Source organism: Brucella sp. NBRC 12953 (assembly GCF_040369775.1).
Lineage (GTDB): Bacteria > Pseudomonadota > Alphaproteobacteria > Rhizobiales > Rhizobiaceae > Brucella > Brucella pseudogrignonensis.
The window spans coordinates 115,671-136,993 of record NZ_BAABSV010000009.1; the positions used below are offsets into that span (position 1 = coordinate 115,671).

Below are 21,323 nucleotides of genomic sequence, written 5' to 3' on the forward strand. Positions count from 1 at the left end.
TGACATAGCAATCATGTGAAGACTGCTAGATGCTCTCAGCATGTCGAACGAGCCGCGCTATTGCCAGAGGATCTTCGATGCCACTGTCATAGATACCATAGATGATCTTTGCGAGCTTTCGCTGCTGGGCGAGGGGGAGGTTGGTTCTTCCCAATTGAATGCAGGTTTCGCGATAAGCACACTGCAACAATCGGAGCTGATCAGGATTATAGGTTCCAATGAACGTGTCGGAACGAAAGGGCATCGAATTCTCTCTTGATTTCTATGCGGTCGATGATCTTTGATCGGTGCCGGATGCATGATCGGCAATCCCGATGCGCATGCCGCTGCAGCAAGCGAACACCTCAATAAAAATTATAGGTTTCGGCGATCTCATTGCCGAGCCGATTATTGCGCGTAATGAATTCGGTCAGAAACTCGTGCAGACCGACATCAAATATCGCACGAATGTCCTGATTGAGCAGGCTGCCATAGATTTTATCCGCAGTCGCATGGCAGGCAGCACTCTGGCCGTAGTCTTTGCCAAGAAAGCCGAGATGACCGGTTATGCACTGGTAGCAATGATGAAGTGAGCGCGGCATACGGCCATTCAGGATCAGATAATCAGCAACATGCGATGGGCGATAATCACCATCATAAACCCAGCGATAAGACCGATGCGCTGAAACGGAGCGTAGAATGGACTCCCATTGATAGTTGTCGAGCGTGGTCCCGACATAGGAGACGGCGGGCAACAGTACGTAATATTTGACATCGAGAATGCGCGCCGTGTTGTCTGCGCGTTCAATAAATGTGCCAAGCCCCGCGAAATCGAAGATTTCGTTGCGCAGCATTGTCCCATGGAATGCGCCGCGTATGAGTGCCGTTTCCCGCTTTATCTGATCAAGGAGCGGTGGAAGATCGGCCTCTTTCAACGGTTTGCAGAGAGATTTCTTCAGCGTCATCCAGGCTTCGTTGACACTTTCCCACGCTTCGCGAGTGAGCGCTGTTCTCACCATGCGACCATTTGAACGTGCGGTTTCCATACAGGACATGACGCTGGAAGGGTTGTCCATGTCCCGCAGCAGAAAGTCTGCGACGTTTGCTGCGTTATAAGCGTGATATTTGGCTGAAAATGTCTGGCTTGCACCAGCTGACACAACTACAGAAGACCACTCTTCCGGTGCATCCGATGTTTTGGTCAGCGCCATGCGTAGCCCCGCATCCACCAGACGTGCCATGTTTTCGGCGCGCTCGATATAGCGAAACATCCAGTAAAGCCCATTTGCCGTACGGCCAAGAAGCATAAAATCATTCCCCTTTTCACGCTCTGATCTTTGTGTCAGTTGCTGCGTTGGTGCCTGTCAACCAAGATCCCGAGATGTTAGAGTTCCACGACCCGACAATTGCCTAACCCGCAGCGACCGGTCGATGACTTCGATCTCTGCTCAGGATTTAATCGTCGAGGACCCAGGTGTCCTTGGTGCCGCCACCCTGGCTCGAATTCACAACAAGCGAACCTTCCTTGAGCGCTACCCGTGTCAGCCCACCGGGTGTGATCCGGATACGATCCGACACCAGGACGAAAGGACGCAAATCGACGTGACGTGGCGCAAGACCGCTTTCGGTAAAGATTGGCGTTGTCGAGAGTGCCAATGTCGGCTGTGCGATATAGTTGCGTGGACGTGCTTTGAGTTTTTGAGCAAACGCATCGCGCTCGGCTTTGGTTGCAGCAGGCCCAACCAGCATTCCGTAGCCGCCGGATCCATGCACTTCCTTGACCACCAGATCGGCCAGATTATCGAGCACATAGGCAAGACTATCGGGTTCCGAACAGCGCCATGTCGGTACATTTTCAAGGATCGCCTTGCGGCCGGTGTAGAACTCGACGATTTCCGGCATGTAGGAATAGATGGCCTTGTCATCGGCAATGCCTGTGCCCGGCGCATTGGCAATCGTTATATTGCCAGCACGATAGACATCCATGATGCCCGCGACGCCGAGCTTAGAGTCTGGGCGGAATGTCAACGGATCAAGAAAATCATCATCAACGCGCCTGTAAAGCACATCGATGGTGCGATAGCCCTTTGTCGTTCGCATCGCGACACGGCCATCCACAACGCGCAGATCACGCGCTTCGACAAGCGGTATACCCATCTGTTCGGCCAGAAACGCATGTTCGAAATAGGCGGAATTGTAGATGCCCGGCGTGAGAACGGCGACAGTCGGCACCCCTTGCGTTCCGGGTGGTGCAACACTTGCCAATGACTGACGCAGCAATTGCGGATAGTTCTCAACCGGGCGAACCTTCACATTCTGAAACAGCTCCGGAAAAAGCTGCATCATGGTTTCACGGTTTTCCAGCATATAGGAAACACCGGAAGGCGTGCGCGCATTGTCTTCCAGCACGTAAAACTGGTTTTCAGCAGTCCGCACGATATCAACGCCGATAATATGCGTGTAGACATTGCCCGGCGGACGAACCCCGATCATTTCGGGCAGGAATGCCTCATTATTGGTGATGAGCTGCTCTGGAACAACGCCAGCCCGGACTATTTCCTGACGATGATAAATATCATCAAGAAAAGCGTTGAGCGCCATCACGCGCTGTTCGATGCCTTGCGATAGCCTTCGCCATTCCTGACCGGAAATGATCCGCGGAATAATATCGAACGGAATAAGCCGTTCCGCAGCGTCCTGATCACCATAGACCGCAAAGGTGATGCCGGTTTTTCGAAAGACGCTTTCCGCATCCTGTGTTTTTTGCAGAAGTCTGTGCTGATCCTGCTGGTCCAGCCACTGCTTGAGATATTGATAAGGTTGGCGAATACGCTCGCCATGGCTGAGCATCTCATCAAATGGCTGCACGGATATCACTTTCAAATCATGCAGTTGACAAAGGGGCTCACTCCGAGATCGCGCGGTGAGCGACCCGCAGGTCCGTAACGCGTCGAGATTCTTCTTGCCGGCCGAGTATGTTTGCCGACATTCGACTGCAATCCCCTGTACTCCTCGGTCCATACTTCGAACCTGTTGAGTCGGTGCGGACCAAAGGTTGAGAACAGCGGGATATCACTGGCATCGCGACCACGCGCGACGAGAATTCGACCGATCCGTGGCTGGTTATGCCGCGCGTCCACCGTAAACCATTGCCCGTCAAGAAAGACTTCAACCCAGGCATTATAATCCATCGGAGACGGATCGGCAGGCACGCCGATGTCGCCCATGAAGCCATTCGCATAGCGCGCGGGAATATTCAGAGCCCGACACAATGTGATTGTCAGATGTGCGAAATCGCGGCAAACCCCCACACGTTCATTATAGGCTTCAAGTGCTGTGCGCGTCGATCGGGCATAGCCATAGGAGAAACTCAAATGGGCATTCACGAAATCACAGATGGCACGCACCCGCTCCGCACCGCCCTGGTAGTGACCGAAACGGTTCCAGGCAATTTGCGACATCCGGTCTGTTTCGCAATAGCGGCTGCCCAAAAGATAGGGGAGACATTCTGTCGGCAAAAGCGCCGGATCAACCTGTGCGGCATTCTCGTCGAAAATATCCGGCAGACCGCTGTTTTCCACAATGACATCGTGACTGAGCACAGTCTCACCTGCTGGCAAGGTCTGGCGCACAAATTCATTGCCATGGATGTCGATATGTCTGGTTCCCGCGATCTCTTCCGAACAGGCCCAGACGATATCCTTGTGATGCTGGGGGTGCACATTCAGATATGTATAAACGGCTGTCGGAGATGTGACTTCCACTGCAATTTCGTATCCAACCCGAATAAGCATCCCGATCTCCTTTGCAATCTGGAGTCGGAAACTGCGAACGGGGCCGGTTGTTCCGCTCACACATCAAAAAACAAATTTTTTCACCAGTGTGGTTTCCAATGCGTCTTTTTCAGCGTTCAAGCGTTCATGCACAAACCAACCTGGGATAGCCCTATGCGTCTATTTGAATGCGATATCAGTGGATTGCCGATCTACTTTGAAAATACCTTCAGTATGGGCGCAGGCAATGCCCCGTTGGGCTTTGTCGCGGATACCCTGACACTGCATAGTCTGCAACCAATCGACGACGAGCTCTGGTCAATTCCTTCGCGCCAAGGTGAAAGCTGGCGCTTCTGTGCCAACAGAACGATCGACGGGAGCAACTGGCTGATCCGATCCGACGATCCGCAATGTTTCGCCATTCCTGCGCGCTATAATCGAACCCTGCCGAGAACGCAAAGTCTGGAAGACCGGGAGCGGTTGCACAAGATCGGTTCAGCCCAAAGGCATCTTTTCTATTCAATCCTGCGTTTTGGTTTGCCGTGTCCCGGCCGCGATGTCGATGCGCGGCATGGACTTGTCTTTGATTTTCTGGAGGACGCTGTCGGTCCTGATGGAGAGCTGATACCGGCCATGACTGGTCACGAGGACGGCCTGATCAGTTTGCGGGCGGCTGAGGCTGATGACGACGTGCGCGAGGCCGTCCGCGTCTCGATGGGGGAACCTTACCGCACACTCCTTGGTCATTTCCGCCATGAAATCGGTCATTTTTACTTCCAGCAGCTGGTCGCCCAATCCGACTTGCTTCAAGAGGCCCGGATATTGTTTGGTGACGAACGCGATGATTACGCGGCTGCTTTGAAGAGAAATTATGAGAAAGGCCCGCCATCAGACTGGCCGGAGCATTTTATTTCAACCTATGCCAGCTGCCATCCTTCCGAAGACTTTGCGGAATGCTGGGCGCATTATTTTCATATTGTCGACACGCTGGAAACTGCACGCGCTTTTGGACTTTCGATTGATCCGCAATACCATCAGGATCTGGAAACGGAAGTGCGTTTTGATCCATACAGGGCAACCTCCGCTCAACAACTCGTTGACGCATGGGTGCCGATCAGCCTCGCATTGAATAGCTTCCAGCGCTCAATGGGGCAAGCCGACATCTATCCTTTCGTCTTGCCGGTCCCGGTCATTGAAAAGCTTGATTTCATCAATCGCCTGATAGCAAAATCGCGGTTGTGATGATGCCTGGCGGTGAGCACATCGACAGGGACTCCCTTGCCAGCTAAGGCAAGCAACAGCTTGCTCTCGCAATCCGCGCATGCCTTCCAGCCTGTAAATGCAGATAGCTCTGCGCGGGCTGCACGACGATTGTGCGTTCTGGATCTATCGGTCTGCCGGGATGGCGGCGTCGCTTCATCACAAAACAGGTCCGGACAACTTTAAATCCTGCCCGGACCGGGCCCATGCCGGGCGTGGATTGATCTGCAACGGGTCATCGCCACGGCTTTCTGAAGCCTTCATTGCGCATAATGCGCAGCATGATCATTGTCTTTCTCTGCGCAGCAGCGGCGATAACGAAAACAGACAGTTATCGGGACTAACCACCGAAATGCGGACAAAGTCGCAGAGTTCATCTCATCACGTTGCGTTCAAAGCCTTTCCACATTGTTCAGAAAGTCAGATACAGTCTTCATGCACAGATCGCGCTCTTCAACATGTGGCATATGGCTGGACTCTTCAAAGAGTACCCACTTGTTGTTTGGAACATTTTCCACATAGGGCTTCACAACAAGTGGCGTTGCTTCATCGTAACGGCCTGAGATGACAAGGGTGGGCGCCTGAATGCGGCTGAGGCGGTCTTCGATGGTCCAATCCTTCATCGTGCCGATGACATGAAATTCTGTCGGACCGTTCATATTGCGATAGACGGTATTGTCCTCGTCCATGATCGCAAAGGTGCGTGCGACTTCCTTTGGCCAAGGATGTAAGCGGCAGACATGCCGATCATAAAAGACACGCGATGCGGCGATATATGCAGGATCTGCCAGCGTGCCCGCTTTTTCATGCTGCAACAAAGTTTCCTGCACATCAACGGGAAGTTCGCGCCGTAAGCGGTTGGCCTCCGCCACCCATGTGTGCATGTTCGCGGGCGAGTTTGCAATAATGAGTGCCTTCAGTCCCGCAGGCTTTAAAACCGCGTGTTCTGCACCCAACATGCCACCCCAGGACTGACCGAGATAAGCATATCGCTCCTGAATGCCAAGATGCCGCAGCAGGGTGTCAAGTTCTTCCAGAAAGAGATCGACCCTCCAGAAATCTGGACCCTTATCCGTGAGGCGTGTCGAGTTTCCATTGCCAAGTTGATCGTAATGAATCACCGCGCGCCCGTCGAGCGCTGCAATATCGCTAAAGGCGTCCACATAGTCATGTGTGCAGCCCGGGCCGCCATGAGCGACGACGAGCGGAAGCCTTTCTGAATCGAGCGAGCCGGTAATGCGATACCAGGTTTGATAGTCACGGAAAGGGGCGTATCCTTCCGTTTGGGTGATTGAAGCCAATTGGTCCTCCATTTATCTGTTTTTTTGGAGAACCATAACGCCGCTTAATGACCTGCGGCAGCTATCATAACTTATAGGTGTCGCTGCAATCACGCATCGAGCAGACGGGCGCGGGTGGCGCGTACGACTGCCTGCGTGCGATTTTTTGCGCCGAGCTTCTTAGATGCCGCATTCAGGTGCATCACCACTGTTGGTACGGACCGCTCAATGATACGGGATATCTCCTTTGCAGAGAGCCCTTCGGCTGCATATCGCAGACATTCACGTTCCCGATCGGTCAGATGGACCTTGCCAATGCCGCGGATGCGCTCATCGAACAGTTCATAGGCGGTTTGGTGAAAAATTTGCGCCATCAGATTAAAATCAGCAACATAACGCAGGGCGCGCTGCTTGAAATCGGATCGTGTGCCCGAGAAGACGCCGGTGACGGTTGCGTAATCGCCATGCGGCATATGAATGGGAACCGTGACACCTGCCGAGATATCGCGCTCGTGCAGATAATTTGCGACGGGTGCCGTATCTTCCGTCATGAATTCCTGCAGCAAGGATTCTGATTTCCCATCATAATTCCAGAAGAATGGAACGGATGCGCGACAGGCGAGACGCTGCACTGGGTCAATACGAAAATAGCCTTTTTCAGCCCAGAATTCCGGCATGTCGTCGCTGATATTGCGCAGTTTCATCAGCGATGGCCCCATCATCTCGCCATTCATATCGAAGGCAGATGGAGTGTAGTCATAGATCAGAGCCTCGAAGCCAAGCGGCTTCATAGCCAGAAATATTTCGTCAATCCGCCCGTCGAGCGTCTTGTGAGCTGTGAAGCTTTGCCTGAAGCATTCAATCTGGTCGCGCATCCCGATCTCCGAAACTCCCTCCCGTCAAACTCTCTCCCCAAGAGCTTTTCCATCTGCATCCTATCACTTCTTATAGCTGGCGTAGTCTACTTATTCGGTCCAAGATCAAAAGAAAAATGATGCTGGCAATTCGACGCGGGAAACGAGTCGGAGCAGCGATCGGGGAACATATGTGGCGTGAGATGAAACCGGATGACCGGTATGAAGTGTCTGTTGGCACTCATAAGGTTGTGGCCTATAGTTTTGGAACCGGCGATGACGTGGTATTCTGCCTGAACGGCGGGCCGGGTCTGCCCTGTGACTACCTGCGCGATGCACATTCATGCCTGATTGATGACGGTTATCGGGTTGTTGCTTTCGATCAGCTGGGTACGGGTGCATCGGATCGTCCGACCGACACGGCTTTATGGACAATAGCCCGTTATGTCGAGGAAACGGAGACTGTGCGTCAGGCGCTCGGTCTTGGCAAAGTTCATTTGCTGGGGCATTCGTGGGGTGGGTGGCTCGGTATTGACTATGCACTGAGCTATCCTGAAAATCTTAAGACGCTTATTCTGCAAGATACGGTGGCTGACATGCCGCATCTTGTCAGCGAATTGCAACGGCTACGCAGTGCTCTTGGTCCTGAAACTGTTGCGATGATGCAAAAGCATGAAGCGCAGGGGACACTTAATCATCCCGAATATACCGCAGCGATAACCATTTTGAATTACAGGCATGTTTGTCGCCTGGCTGAATGGCCTGCGCCGGTCACACGTTCGCTCGATGATTGGAACATGGGGCCATATGGCACGATGCAAGGTCCAAATGAGTTTCTCTACACTGGCAACCTGAAAGATTGGAACCGTATCGCCGATCTGGGCAGAATTGAAGTGCCGGTGTTGATCACTGTCGGTGAGCATGATGAACTCACACCCGCCTGCGCCTTGCGGATGAAAATGGCCTTGGGAAATGCGCAACTGCATGTGGTGCCACATGCCAGCCATATGCCATTCTATGAAAATCCGGCCTATTATTATCCCGCTTTAACCGGCTTTCTCAATCGACATCGTTCCTCTCGATAGATCAGATTTTCAGGGAGAAACTGCGCAGCTCATGCATCGCTTTCAGTTCGTATTCCGTCGTCCGCTACAATTATTGCCGGTTCTGTTCGGTATCAGCATCATCACATTTGTGCTGGTGCGGCTCATTCCGGGTGATCCGGCGCGTGTCTTGCTTGGCACACGCGCAACGCCTGCGGCTATTGCCAATATTCGCGCGCAATATGGGCTCGATGAACCGATGTGGCTGCAATATCTTTATTTTTTGCGCAACATTTTCAACGGTGAGATGGGCAAATCGATCCTCTACAAGATTGATGTGCTCAAACTGATTGCCACGCGAATTGAACCGACTTTGATGCTGGTAATCTGCAGTGTCATTCTATCCGTCCTCATCGCGCTCCCTTTGGCTGCAATTGCAGCCCGGCAGAGCGGCAAAATCAGCGATCATGTCATCCGAACGGTCTCGACATTCGGCATTGGATTTCCGCCATTCTGGCTGGCTTTGATGCTGATTATCCTGTTCAGCGTCAAACTCGATCTGCTGCCGGTTTCCGGCTATGGCAATTCATTGAGCGAAAAGCTCTCTCATCTGATATTGCCAAGTCTGACAATTGCACTTTCGCTTTCGACGGTTCTTGCCCGCAGTCTTCGCGCTGCGATGGTTCAATCATTAAATTCGGATGTTGCCACAGCTGCTCGTGCACGCGGTATGCCGGAAAGCCTCGTGTTCTGGCGGCACGTCCTGCCCAATTCGCTGGTGCCCACGGTTAATCTTCTCGCAGTCAATATAGGATGGCTGATCGGCAGCACCGTGGTGGTGGAGAGCGTCTTTGCACTGCCCGGCATGGGACAGCTGCTGGTGCGAGCCATTTTCTCGCGCGATTATATGGTGGTGCAGGGCGTTGCCATGGTCTTCGCCTGCGCCACGGTGCTGGTCAATTTCATGGCAGATATTGCGACGGTCGCCCTTGATCCACGGGTGAAGCTATGAAAGCAGGTCTGTTGCCTCTCCCACGCATGAACTGGCGTCGTTTTCTAGGCCGTCGCACCACATTGGCAATTGGAATTGGCGTTCTCACGTTCTTTGTGCTGCTGGCCTTTGCAGCGCCGCTGTTGGCACCTTTCGATCCCGTCATTCAGAATGCTGATATGCGTTTACAGCAGCCTTCATGGCTGCATCCATTCGGGACTGACAATTTCGGACGCGATGTGTTTTCGCGGGTTATCTGGGGGGCACGCATTGATCTTCAAATCGCAATTTTCGGCGTGATATTTCCCTTTGCCATCGGTACGGTTGTTGGCACGATAGCGGGCTTCTTTGGCGGGATTATCGATGCGATCTTGATGCGTCTGATCGATATAATCCTGGCCTTCCCATTTCTGGTGCTGATGCTGTCCATTATCGCGATCTTAGGGCCTGGCCTCGCGAGCTTCTATATTGCCATGGCACTGGTTGGATGGGTTTCCTACGCGCGTCTGGTGCGCGCTCAAATCCTTGTCTTGAAGTCTACCGATTATGCAGTTGCAGCCGAAAGTCTTGGCTTCAGCCGATTCCGGATCATGTTCCGCCACCTTCTGCCCAATGCGATCGCGGGCTCATTGGTCTTCGTTATGTCTGATGCAGTTCTCGTGCTGCTGAATGGCGCGGCCATCAGCTACCTAGGATTGGGGGTCCAGCCACCAGTTGCTGAATGGGGCGTGATGGTTGCCGAAGGTCAGCCGTTTGTCACCACGGCGTGGTGGATCACATTGTTTCCCGGCCTTTCGATTGTGTTTCTTGCTTTTGGCTTCAGTGTGCTTGGCGATGGTTTGGGTGAAGCGCTGGGAGTGCACGAATGAACAAGCCCGTTTTGTCCATCCGAAATCTTGAAGTTGAAGCGGAACTGCCCAATGAGCGGCGACGGCTGATTGATCGGGTTTCACTTGATCTCCATAAGGGAGAAATTCTCGGACTTGTTGGTGAAAGCGGATCAGGGAAAAGTCTGCTATGTCGCTCGATCGTGCGGCTTCTTCCTTCGTCGATTCTAAAAATCACCGAAGGTTCGGTCATGCTTGATGGCACTGATCTGGTTGCGGCCGGCGAGGCAGATATGCTGGGTGTGCGTGGTGGCAAGATAGGGATGATTTTTCAGAATCCGACCAGCCATCTTGACCCGGTCATGAAGGTTGGCGATCAGATCGCGGAAGGCATCCGCTTTCACAAAGGACTGGATAAGGCCAAGGCTAAAGCCGCCGCCATTGAAATCATGGGACAGGTTGGTTTTACTGATCCCGCACGCCAATATGGCAGCTATCCGCATGAATTTTCAGGCGGAATGCGGCAACGGGCGATGATCGCGGTGGCGCTTTCATGTGACCCTGAAATTCTGATTGCAGATGAGCCGACCACAGCGCTTGATGTGACCATCCAGGCGCAGATCCTCCAGCTTCTGATGCAAATTCGTGATCAGCGCGGACTCTCCATCATTCTCATTACCCATGACCTTGGCGTGGTCGCGCAAACTTGTGACCGCATCGCGGTGATGCGCAACGGGAAACTGCTGGAACAAGGTTTCAAGCAGGATGTGCTCAGCCAGCCGCGTGATCCCTATACACGTAACTTGATTGCAAGCCACCCATCGATGCCCGATTTTGGCGCGGTGCATTCTGCGGTTGTTTCAGGGGAGACTCCCTTGTTGCAGGTCAATGATCTGCATGTGCGCTATCCGGTTGCCGGTGGCTTCCTGAAAACCCATACACTGAGTGCCTTGAAAGGCGTCAGCCTTGAAGTTCGCTCAGGTGAATCGGTGGGCATTGTCGGAGAGTCCGGTAGCGGAAAAAGCACGCTCGCGCGCGCCATTATGGGCCTGACACCCATTGCGGAAGGGAGCATCACTTTCGGCGGATTGACGCTGAGTGCAAATCGCAAGGAAGCACGCGGAGCATTGCGCCGCGATGCAGCGATGGTGTTTCAGGATCCGTTCAACTCGCTCAATCCGCGCATGACCATCGGCGATACTTTGGCTGAGGTTCTGCGCGTTCAGGGCAAGATTGATGTGAGAGAGATTCCGAAGCGGATTGCTGAGCTTCTTGATCTGGTTGGACTGGACCAAAGTTTCGCTGCTAGGAAGCCTCGCAGTCTGAGCGGCGGGCAATGCCAGCGTGCGGGCATTGCGCGGGCGCTGGCTGTTGACCCAAAAATCATCATCGCTGATGAGTGTATTGCAGCGCTCGATGTCACTATCCAGGCGCAGATTGTCGATCTGTTTCGCGAGCTTAAAAGCAAGATGCAACTGACATTGCTTTTCATCGCCCATGATCTTGCCGTCGTTCGCAATCTCTGTGACCGGGTCGTGGTCATGTATCATGGCGAAATTGTCGAAGAAGGTCTGAGCGCTGACGTTTTTGCCCATCCGAAACAGGCTTACACAGCCGCACTCATCGAAGCGATACCCGACATCGATCCTGCAAAATCACTGTTTGAAGAACGCCTCCTGGCAAGGATATCCTGAATTCACGTCCACACTGATCTGAAAATAACCAAAAATAACAGGGGAAATATAGCTATGTTAAAAAACTGGATGAAGCTCGGCCTCGTCACCGTCATGACAACGATCACATTTGGTACAGCGCTTGCAGAAGCTGCTGGTGTGTTGACTATTGGTCGTCGCGAGGATTCCTCAACATTTGATCCGATTAAAACCGCTCAGAACATCGACAACTGGGTGTTTTCGAATGTCTATGACGTTCTTGTACGCGTCGATAGGACTGGTACGAAACTTGAGCCGGGACTCGCTGAAAGCTGGGCTGTTTCGGATGATGGTCTCACCTACACTTTTAAACTGCGCGACGCGAAATTCTCTGATGGATCGCCGATCACCGCAGAAGATGCGGCTTTCTCTTTATTGCGAATTCGCGATAATCCGGCTTCACTCTGGAGTGACTCCTATAAAGTCGTGGATACGGCAGAAGCTGCCGATCCGCAGACACTGGTTATTAAACTGAAGACGCCTTCGGCGCCGTTCCTTTCCACGCTCGCTTTGCCCAACGTCTCCGTCCTTTCCAAAAAGGGTCTGGAGGAGATGGGCGAAGATGCCTACGCTGAAAAGCCTGTCGCATCCGGCGCGTTTGTGGTGGAGGAATGGCGACGCGGCGATCGTGTCATCCTCAAGAAAAACCCGAACTTCTGGGAGGCTGATCGCGTCAAACTTGATGGTGTTGAATGGATTTCGGTGCCAGACGACAACACACGGATGCTCAATGTGCAGGCCGGACAGTTGGATGCCGCCATCTTTGTTCCGTTTTCTCGTGTGGCCGAACTGAAAAAAGACCCTAATCTCAAGGTTCTGGAAGATACTTCGACACGCGAAGACCACCTTCTCATCAATCATGAGCATGGAGCATTGGCAAAAAAAGAAGTCCGGCAGGCGCTGGATATGGCGATCGATAAACAATCGATTGTCGATACTGTAACCTTCGGTATTGGTCAGGTCGCCAATTCCTACATTCCAAAAGGTGCGCTCTATCACTATGCGGATAACCTGAAGCGTCCTTATGACCCTGAGAAAGCCAAGCAGATGCTCGCCGATGCCGGTGCATCCGATCTTTCGCTTAATTATATCGTGAATGCCGGCAACGAAACCGACGAGCAGATTGCCGTCCTTCTACAGCAGCAGCTTCAGAAGGCGGGCGTTACGGTCAATTTGCAGAAAGTCGATCCGAGCCAAAGCTGGGATATGCTGATTGCCGGTGATTATGATATTTCGGTTATGTACTGGACCAATGACGTGCTCGATCCTGATCAGAAAACCACATTTGTGTTGGGACACGATACCAACATGAATTACATGACGCGTTATCATAATGAGAAGGTGAAGGACCTTGTCGCCGCTGCGCGCCTTGAGCTTAATCCGAAGAAGCGCGAAGAAATGTATGTCGATTTGCAAAAAATGGCAAAAGATGACGTCAACTGGATCGACCTTTACTACAGCCCCTATATCAATGTGACGGGAAAAAACATCGATGGTTTTTATCAAAACCCGCTCGGCCGCTTCTTTTTAGAGGACACAGTCAAGAACTAGGTGTGCCGGTTTGAAATTGAAACGGCGTCGGCTTTCTCCAGCGTTGGTGCGGCTGTAAAATCTGCTATCGACACTGTCGGTGCGCGCCTCAACCCGGAGCCCTCTGATGCCAAGGGCGCATGGAACGCGATGCCAGGCAAGTCAAGTCGTATGGTGGACGATCCTGGCAACGCTGTCAGCAATGCGCGCGCGGGCGCCCAGGATGTGGTTAATGTTGCGGACGCTCCGGGCTGTGACGCCGCGCAATTTCAACCCTCCTCGCAATGCAAACGGTGCCCGTCAGGGCACTGTTGAGACGCCTGTCAGGCGCCAGACAGGTCAAGGCGCCAGACAGCTCAAGGCGACCGACTTGCAAGCGCGCGTGCCGACGGGTTTGACGCGGGTGATACTGCCGCTCAACGCCTTGATGCTCTGAAAGACTTGCGGCAGAAAACAGCAGACATCCATTATGATGCGGCCAGGGCTGACGGTTGTGCCGTGGATTTATCGCCAGTCATCAGTCATATTGACGATATCTTGCGTCGCGGTGTTCCGCAGCTTGTCGACCCGGCTGATAATCTTGCGCGAGATAGTATCGAACGCACGCTGATGGGCTATCGCCCCCGCATGACGGAGGGAAAGTCAACGATGACTGACTTAAATCGTGCGCTGAACCTTGGAACTGATCTTGGTGACGCCGCTCAGAAAGCGGGCGGTAACACAAGCCGCCTTCTCGGTTCATTGAACTGGAAACTGGATAGCGCTCGGGAAGAAGCTGCGCCCATGTATCGTGCCAATGACACCTATCGCAAGCACAGTAAGGGGATTGATGCCATTGAGGCGGGGAAGAGCCGCCTCATCGCAAAGGCGAGCGGCAGACAATATTCCTGCCTTTGGCAAGATGAGTGCGGATGAGCAGGCGGTCGTCCGCCCCGGCCACATTGACCACGCAAAAAACCTTGTTTCGGGTGCGAAATGACTTTCGTCTTCGACGCGAAGCTTGAGGCGCATCATTACCCGACGAGTTGTGCTGCTTCATGCCCAAGAAATCGCGGGTTCAATTCCCGCTCCGGCAACCAGTTTTCAGCCGGAGCCGCATCTGCTTTCGACGGCGTGCCTCATTCCTTAGGGGCAAATTTTGGGGACTTTTGTTTTGAAGTGTGTGTGGTTTACTTCTCTTATTAAGGAAGGAAATGAACATGCATTCCAAAACAAAATTGATTTTAGCCGGTTTCGCCATGTGTTCGCTGATTTTCAACGCTCATGCGGAAACGAAGGCGCCATCATTCCAAATGAAAGCAGACCATCTGAAGAGCATTTCCAAGTCCACAACTCAACTGAATGGAAATGTCGTGGTCAGGTTGGGGCGCACAGAGATTAGAACCGATAACGCAAAAGTCGTCATCGCTAAACATAAAGCTACAGTTTATACTGACACATTTGTTGCTACAGCGAAGAAATAGTTCGACGTCTCAACAGTTTTGAGGCAATGCTTCAACAAAATCGAGAGGAGACATTCATCGTTGCCCTCTCTTAGGATAGGTCTAGAAGAAATGCGAGGCGCACAGGTCTGAAAGCATCACCTTGCATGGAGCGAACTGCGCCAGAGGGACCGGCCTCGCAGACAATTTACATCGACATTTCAGCCCCGCCATTGAGCGGGGTTTTTCATTATTCTATTCATCGAGCCCCGACCGAGTTTACGGCAGACCAGATCGCACAGGACCACCTCTTGCGATATTTCCGCTGTGCCATCTGCCAACGTGTTGCAATCGGTCAAAGCCATTCTGTGACCCTGCACACCAGATCTTGAAGCCGACGCACCGCAACCCAGAGCGGACAGTAGCGCTGCGCAACTGGTTCGAAGCCGAAGACGCGGCGTTGCGGGCTGGTCTTCAACAATCACCGCCGGGCTTCTCGCCCGTTCGCGCTTATCCTCTTATGAGCGCTGTCGGAGGTGGACTATAAACACATGATTGGAAAGGAGCCGCAGGAGGTGCTGCGATTGAATGGCAGGTGGACAGGCAAATAGAAACGCGTTCATCCAGGTTTGAAATATCCGTTCGCACGATTATCCGGTCGCTTTGAAGGGCGGGAGGCTGGATTCCCGAAATCGATCGATTATGCCGGATCTGGAGGTCTCTTCTCACGCGGTCAGGGACCAGTAGACGCCACTTCAACTCTTTCGCTTTGAATTCTGGGCAGGGCAAAAGAGTTCCTTTAGCGAAATCATTTCGACGGCAGATGTAACGAAGACTTATGGCGATGCCATCCGCATCCATCTGCGTGCGGTTCGTACAAACACCGGTGCGGCATCTCTCACCGTCCATGCGGTGGGTGCGATGCCGATCTCTTGTGTTCGTCTTTCCGGAATGGTCCCGGCAGGAGCTGGACAGATACAAGCTGGTGGCATTTGACGTCGTTTACGGCTCGGCGCATTGCTGGCAATCAAGGGCCTGGTTCATGTTCAACCCGACGCAAACGAAAAGCATTTCTGCAGGGCAGAATTTGCTGTCACAGCTTGCGCCCGGATATCGGAGCGCTTCGCAATCCCATTATCCGTTGCGCCTTCACTTTCGCATCGCGCGTTCGCAATATGGGATATGCCATGGCATTGTCCTCTCAGCTACAATTCGGCAAAGGACCTCATTATGAAGGTATCGAAACAGTGCAGATCGTGTTGAACGGGCAACCGCTCGGCTTTGCCGATATGATCGAAATCGGAAATGGCAACGCCAAGCTTAGTGTTTCCGCGGAAGGTATGGAACGGGTTCGGCAATCGCGTGCCGTTCTCGAAGAGGCAATTCGCACCGGGATTCCGGTTTATGGCAGCACCACCGGTGTTGGTGCGATGAAGGATATCAGCTGGTCGATCGAAGAGCTCGAAGAGTTCAATTTGGGATTGGTGCGCGCGCATCATTTCGGTACCGGAGCAGCCTTTCCGCCCTCGGTAGTCCGCAAAGCAATCGCCATTCGCATCAACACAATCCTCACCGGCCAGGTCGGCTGTTCCCCGGCACTGGTTGAGGCCTATCTCGATTTGCTGCGCGCCGACGTGATCCCGGTCGTGCGCCGGACCGGTTCCATCGGCTGCGCCGATATCGGCTTGATGGGGCAGATTGGCGCGGTTCTGACCGGAGCGGGGGAGGCGATATTCAAAGGCCAACGCATGGCTGCCGGCGAGGCGCTCGACCATGCTGGTCTCAGCCCACATCGCATGGCGCCGCGCGACGCGCTCGCTTCGCTTTCTGCCAATGCCGTCAGTTTTGCGGCCGCTGCACGCGCCCTCCGCGACGCAGCCTCGGTGATCCGTGTCATGCTGGCGACCAGTCTCACCGCTTCAGGCGCGTTGGGGGCATCACCCGATCCCTGGCTGGCCGCCTGCCATGTCGGAACGCCGCGTGAAGCCCTGGTCGGAAAATGGTTCTGCGATGCGGCCGCGGCCTGGCCATGGCCCGTTTCCACTCAGGTCCAGGATCCTTTAAGTCTTCGTATGGTGCCGCAGGTCTTTGGCGCCATGATCGAAAGCCTGCTGGGAGCTGGCTATAAGGTACTTCAGGCGACCGGACGCTCCGACGACAACCCAGTTGTTGTCGAGGGTCGGGTGGTGACCTCGGGCGGATCCTTGCCGCTGGACGTGACAATCCTGCTGGAATCAGCGTCGCTTTGTATAGCCCATGCCGCGCGCAACGCCTTTAACCGCTGCGTGCTTCTGGGTAATGGCCACCGACGTGGTCTGCCACTCAATCTCGTCCCGGATGGCGTTATTGCGACCGGTTTTGGCCCTATCATCAAATTGGCCGGCGAGATCTTCTCGCGGGTGCTGTCGCTCAGCAACCCGGTGTCCGCGCAATCGCTGGTGGTTGCCGGTGGCATGGAAGACGAAGCCGCTTTTCTGCCATTGGTGATCGAACGCTTCGAGCGTCAGGTCGAAGCCCTGAAGCGACTGGCTGCCCTTGAAGCCCTGCTGGCATCACAAGCCATCGATATCGTTGGTGACGAGCCGCAAGGCGTCGCCGGCCTGATCTATCAACAGGTTCGCCTGTGTTCAGGCTTCTATCAGAAAGACCGGCCTCTGTCTTCCGAGGTCGAATGTATCGAGGAGCTGATCTGCTCGGACGCTATCGTGGCGCAGATCATCGATCGGGCACCCATCAACAGTTTCGATAGTTTTTTTGCGCTCGGAACAGCCCCTGAAGGTACGCCGGAAGCAATCCGGGCAAGAATCGTCGCCGCCACTCCGGCATTCAAAGAGAGTTGACCGCTTGATGGCTTGGCACGGCAAAGCAGGACAGGAGAATTGACATGGCCGATTTTGACCTTGTTTTGCAAGGCACTCTCGTGCTCCCCGATCGTGTCGCCGACCATGCCTATCTCGCCATCAGCGATGGCAAGATTATTGAGCTGGGAACCGGCACGCCGCCCCAGGCCCGGCAACGCCATCTTTTGGGCAAGGCAATCATCATGCCGGGTGCGATCGACGCGCAGGTGCACTCGCTCTCGCAGAAAAACCAGGAGGATTTCATCTGGTCCACCCGCTCGGCTGCAGCCGGTGGCGTCACCACGATCGTCGATATGCCTTATGACGAAGGCGATCTTATCTGTTCGGCGCAGGCGGTGCGACGCAAGATCGATCATGCCGGCAAGCAGGCCTTTGTCGACTTTGCTCTTTATGGCACGATTGATCCGCTTGAAGGCGTCAAACGCATCGCAGAACAGGCTGAGGCGGGGGTGGCCGCTTTTAAGTTTTCAACCTTTGGGACCGACCCCAAACGCTTCCCGCGCATCACCCCGCAGCTCCTCGCCGAATGTTTTGCCGAAGTGGCCAAGACCGGGCTGACTGCCGGGGTGCACAATGAGAATGAGGAATATGTACTGGCGGCAATGCAAAGCGTGCGCGATGCAGGCATTACCGATTATCGCGCCCATGCCTTGTCGCGTCCGCCACTCACCGAACTGCTCGCGATGGCCGAGATCTATGAAATCGGAGCGGCAACCGGATGTCCGGCCCATGTGGTCCACTGTTCGCTTGAGCGTGGTTATCAAATGGCGGCCTCCTATCGGGCCCAGGGCTATCAGGCGACAGCGGAATGTCTCATCCATTATCTCATGCTCGATGAAGAGAACGATGCCAAACGCCTTGGTGGTCGCTCCAAATGCAACCCGCCGATCAGGCGGCGTGCGGAAGTCGAAAAACTTTGGCGTCAGCTGAGCATGGGCAATGTCACATTGCTTTCGACCGATCATGTCAGCTGGTCGCTCGATCGCAAGTCCAATCCGGATATGCTGGCCAACGCATCCGGCCTGCCGGGTCTCGAGACGCTGATCCCGCTCTTCGTCAAAGGCGCGTTGGCACGCGGAATCTCTCTGTCATGGGGCGCCAGATTAATGGCAGAAAACCCGGCTCGACATTTTCGGATCGATCACATCAAGGGTGCGCTTGCACCAGGGCGCGATGCCGATATCGTGGTGCTTGTCCCGCAAAAATATATCTATGACGCGGCCTCGACCGGAAATAATGTTGCTGGCTGGTCGCCTTTCGACGGGGTAGAACTGCCCTATAAGGTTGCCGCAACCTATCTGCGCGGCAATCCGATCTATGATGGTCAGAATGTCATTGCGGCCCCCGGCTCCGGCCAATTCATATGCCCGCCCCGCAGCCATGTGTTTGCAGGACATTTGTGATGGTTAGAAACCTGCCGGTCGAGGCCCGCCGTATTGAACAGGATATCGAAGCGCTTGCGAGAATGACCGAGCCTGATCGTCCCTATACAAGGCGCGTCTTCACGCCCCTCTATCTTCAGGGTCGCGCTTATCTCGAAAAACGTATGCGGGAAGCGGGGCTTGAGACACGCATCGACGCCGCCGGTAATCTGATTGGTCGACGCAAGGGCAGCGGTCACACCCAGCGACAGGGTCAGAAACCGGGTGTTATCATGCTGGGTTCTCACTCCGATACGGTCCCCGCAGGGGGACGCTTTGACGGCATTGCCGGTGTTGTCACCGCGCTGGAAGTTGCGCGCGCGCTCACCGATCATGGCATTGAACTGGTGCACGATTTGGAAGTGGTTGATTTTCTGGCGGAGGAAGTCAGTCCTTTCGGTGTTTCATGTATCGGCAGTCGCGGCATGACGGGGCAATTGCCGCAGCAATGGCTCTCCCGTGTCAGTGACGGGCTTAGGCTGGAAACGGCTCTGGCAGCTGTCGGCGGCGACGCGAATTCCGTTCTCGGCTACCATCGCGACGATCTGGCCGCCTTTCTGGAGCTGCATATCGAGCAGGGGGCGGTGTTGGAGAATGGGCGGAACGATATCGGCATTGTGACTGCAATCGCGGGTATCAGCCGCTTTGAAGTCATCCTTGAAGGCCGTGCCGATCATGCCGGCACAACACCCATGCAGCAACGCTGTGATGCGCTGGTCGCAGCGGCCAGGCTGGTGCTTGATATCAATGAATACGCGATAGCCCAGGCCGTCATGCCTGGCCATTTCACAGCAACCGTCGGTGAATTCAACCTTGAACCCAACGCGGCCAATGTGGTGCCTTCGCGTGCGCGTCTGCTGATCGATGCACGCGCTGAATATGGCGATGATATGCAGCGTTTCGCGCTCTGGCTCGATGCCGCTATCATTTCGGTGGCCAGCACCCATGGCGTGACGATTGCCGGCTTCACCCGCCTGTCAGATAACACCGCGTGTCCAAGCGATGATCAAGTGCTCACCCATCTTGAACAGGCCTGCACGGCGCTCGGTGCCCGTTGTTGCCGTCTCGCCTCCGGTGCCGGACATGATGCAGCGTGGCTTTCAAAAATCGCCCCTACGGCGATGATTTTCGTGCCGAGCCGAGGTGGGCGCAGCCACACGCCCGAAGAATGGACCGAAAACAGCGAAATCGCCTTGGGTGCAGCCGTGCTTTATCAGGCTGTGATCTCGCTCGATGAAGCGCTGTTACGACCAAAAGCGAATGAGGGAGAAGGAAATGCGACGTATTCTGGTTGAGAAAGATGTCGAAGCCGCGGTAAAGGGGGGCTCGGTTTATGCAGCCGGGGGCGGAGGCTGGGCCGACCATGGCCGGATGCTCGGCTATGCCGCCGTCAAGATCGGACGACCGGAGCTTGTTTCAATCGACGAACTCAATGACGATGATTTTGTCGCAACCGCCGCGGCGATCGGGGCTCCCGCTTCCACAACGCCCTGGGAAATGCAGGGGGTTGATTACGTCAAGGCAGTGGAGCTGTTGCAAAGGGATCTCGGCGCGCCGCTCAAAGGATTGATCATCGGACAAAACGGCAAATCCTCCACGCTCAATGCTTGGCTGCCCTCGGCGGTTCTTGGCACCAAGGTGGTCGATGCCGTTGGTGATATCCGCGCCCATCCCACCGGCGACATGGGGTCGATCGGCATGGCGGCTTCACCCGCCCAGATGATCCAGACAGCCGTTGGCGGCAATCGCGCCGACAATCGCTATATCGAGCTTGTCGTCAAAGGCGCAACTGCCAAGGTTTCTCCGATCCTGCGCGCCGCTGCCGACCAGTCGGGCGGCTTTATCGCCTCCTGTCGCAATCCTCTGCCGGCATCCTATATCCGCACCCATGCGGCGCTCGGTGGAATTTCCATGGCGCTTAGTCTTGGGGAAGCCATTCTCGCGGCCGAACCCAAGGGCGGTCACGCCGTGATAGATGCCATCTGCAACAATACCGGGGGGCATATTCTCGCGCAAGGAACCATCACTGCGAAAGACGTCGTCTACACCAAGGAAGCCTTTGATATCGGTACCGTGTCTTTGGGGGCTGGTCAGCAGGCGGTGACCCTTCATGTCATGAACGAATATATGGCTGTCGATGACAGGGATGGAGCCCGCATCGCAACTTTCCCTTCCGTCATCACCACACTGTCGGAGGAGGGGCTGCCTTTGAGCGTCGGTGAGTTACGCACCGGCATGAAGGTCTTCATCCTTCATGTGCCGATGCGTGTGATACCCCTGTCGGCAAGTGTTCTCGACCCGACTGTCTACCCGCCGGTTGAAAAAGCCATGGGTATCGAAATTGCAAAATATCTTGCCGGAGTGATCTGAC

At 54.4% G+C, this 21,323-nt stretch carries 19 protein-coding genes; 13 read left to right on the forward strand and 6 right to left on the reverse strand.

Annotated features, from left to right (window positions below; all coding sequences use genetic code 11):
* Positions 1–25: 25 nt before the first annotated feature.
* The 4 genes from ABWV94_RS19575 to ABWV94_RS19590 form a co-directional block, all read right to left on the reverse strand.
* Positions 26–244, reverse strand: coding sequence for a hypothetical protein (locus ABWV94_RS19575; RefSeq protein ID WP_113500138.1), 219 nt, complete (start codon positions 242–244; stop codon positions 26–28).
* Between the two features lie 100 nt (positions 245–344).
* A complete protein-coding gene (locus ABWV94_RS19580) occupies positions 345–1,286 on the reverse strand; it encodes an alpha-E domain-containing protein (protein WP_353415054.1) in 942 nt (313 codons plus the stop codon).
* Between the two features lie 148 nt (positions 1,287–1,434).
* The gene (locus ABWV94_RS19585) at positions 1,435–2,847 is read right to left on the reverse strand and encodes a circularly permuted type 2 ATP-grasp protein (protein WP_353415055.1); all 1,413 of its coding nucleotides are present in this window, start codon (positions 2,845–2,847) and stop codon (positions 1,435–1,437) included.
* 11 nt (positions 2,848–2,858) lie between these two features.
* Entirely contained in the window at positions 2,859–3,773 is a 915-nt protein-coding gene (locus tag ABWV94_RS19590) for a transglutaminase-like domain-containing protein (RefSeq protein ID WP_353415056.1), read from the reverse strand.
* 153 nt (positions 3,774–3,926) lie between these two features.
* Between ABWV94_RS19590 and ABWV94_RS19595 the strand changes: the two genes are divergently transcribed.
* Positions 3,927–4,994, forward strand: a complete 1,068-nt coding sequence (locus ABWV94_RS19595) for a zinc-binding metallopeptidase family protein (protein ID WP_353415057.1) — start codon at positions 3,927–3,929, stop codon at positions 4,992–4,994.
* Between the two features lie 410 nt (positions 4,995–5,404).
* Here ABWV94_RS19595 and ABWV94_RS19600 read toward each other — a convergent pair whose 3' ends face one another.
* Both ABWV94_RS19600 and ABWV94_RS19605 read right to left on the reverse strand, forming a co-directional pair.
* Complete coding sequence (locus ABWV94_RS19600; protein WP_502905194.1) at positions 5,405–6,313, reverse strand: proline iminopeptidase-family hydrolase; 909 nt, start codon at positions 6,311–6,313, stop codon at positions 5,405–5,407.
* Positions 6,314–6,402: 89 nt separating this feature from the next.
* On the reverse strand, positions 6,403–7,167 hold the full coding sequence (locus ABWV94_RS19605; protein ID WP_353415059.1) for a helix-turn-helix transcriptional regulator: 765 nt from the start codon (positions 7,165–7,167) through the stop codon (positions 6,403–6,405).
* A 170-nt stretch (positions 7,168–7,337) separates the two neighbouring features.
* Here ABWV94_RS19605 and ABWV94_RS19610 point away from each other — a divergent pair, with 170 nt between their 5' ends.
* The 12 genes from ABWV94_RS19610 (at position 7,338) to ertC (ending at position 21,322) form a co-directional block, all read left to right on the forward strand.
* Positions 7,338–8,231 carry a proline iminopeptidase-family hydrolase gene (locus tag ABWV94_RS19610; RefSeq protein ID WP_353415060.1) on the forward strand — a complete coding sequence of 298 codons (894 nt, stop codon included), beginning with the start codon at positions 7,338–7,340 and terminating at the stop codon, positions 8,229–8,231.
* A 31-nt stretch (positions 8,232–8,262) separates the two neighbouring features.
* Positions 8,263–9,201 carry an ABC transporter permease gene (locus ABWV94_RS19615; RefSeq protein WP_113499685.1) on the forward strand — a complete coding sequence of 313 codons (939 nt, stop codon included), beginning with the start codon at positions 8,263–8,265 and terminating at the stop codon, positions 9,199–9,201.
* Positions 9,198–10,049: an ABC transporter permease gene (locus tag ABWV94_RS19620; RefSeq protein ID WP_353415061.1), complete on the forward strand. Its 852-nt coding sequence runs from the start codon at positions 9,198–9,200 to the stop codon at positions 10,047–10,049. The genes ABWV94_RS19615 and ABWV94_RS19620 overlap by 4 nt, the downstream gene beginning before the upstream one ends.
* Entirely contained in the window at positions 10,046–11,701 is a 1,656-nt protein-coding gene (locus ABWV94_RS19625; RefSeq protein ID WP_353415062.1) for a dipeptide ABC transporter ATP-binding protein, read from the forward strand. The genes ABWV94_RS19620 and ABWV94_RS19625 overlap by 4 nt, the downstream gene beginning before the upstream one ends.
* Before the next feature lie 69 nt (positions 11,702–11,770).
* Positions 11,771–13,270: an ABC transporter substrate-binding protein gene (locus ABWV94_RS19630; protein WP_353415098.1), complete on the forward strand. Its 1,500-nt coding sequence runs from the start codon at positions 11,771–11,773 to the stop codon at positions 13,268–13,270.
* Positions 13,271–13,481: 211 nt separating this feature from the next.
* Entirely contained in the window at positions 13,482–13,685 is a 204-nt protein-coding gene (locus ABWV94_RS19635) for a hypothetical protein (RefSeq protein WP_353415063.1), read from the forward strand.
* Positions 13,686–13,690: 5 nt separating this feature from the next.
* The gene (locus ABWV94_RS19640) at positions 13,691–14,164 is read left to right on the forward strand and encodes a hypothetical protein (RefSeq protein WP_353415064.1); all 474 of its coding nucleotides are present in this window, start codon (positions 13,691–13,693) and stop codon (positions 14,162–14,164) included.
* Positions 14,165–14,448: 284 nt separating this feature from the next.
* The gene (locus ABWV94_RS19645; RefSeq protein WP_353415065.1) at positions 14,449–14,712 is read left to right on the forward strand and encodes a hypothetical protein; all 264 of its coding nucleotides are present in this window, start codon (positions 14,449–14,451) and stop codon (positions 14,710–14,712) included.
* A 1,247-nt stretch (positions 14,713–15,959) separates the two neighbouring features.
* A complete protein-coding gene (locus ABWV94_RS19650) occupies positions 15,960–17,510 on the forward strand; it encodes an aromatic amino acid lyase (protein WP_353415099.1) in 1,551 nt (516 codons plus the stop codon).
* A gap of 44 nt (positions 17,511–17,554) precedes the next feature.
* The gene (ertD, locus tag ABWV94_RS19655) at positions 17,555–18,934 is read left to right on the forward strand and encodes a hydantoin-5-propionate amidohydrolase (protein WP_353415066.1); all 1,380 of its coding nucleotides are present in this window, start codon (positions 17,555–17,557) and stop codon (positions 18,932–18,934) included.
* Positions 18,934–20,247 carry a Zn-dependent hydrolase gene (locus ABWV94_RS19660; protein WP_353415067.1) on the forward strand — a complete coding sequence of 438 codons (1,314 nt, stop codon included), beginning with the start codon at positions 18,934–18,936 and terminating at the stop codon, positions 20,245–20,247. Before ertD ends, ABWV94_RS19660 begins: the two co-directional genes overlap by 1 nt.
* Positions 20,228–21,322: a thiohydantoin desulfurase gene (ertC, locus tag ABWV94_RS19665; RefSeq protein ID WP_353415068.1), complete on the forward strand. Its 1,095-nt coding sequence runs from the start codon at positions 20,228–20,230 to the stop codon at positions 21,320–21,322. Before ABWV94_RS19660 ends, ertC begins: the two co-directional genes overlap by 20 nt.
* The last annotated feature ends 1 nt before the right edge of the window (position 21,323 follow it).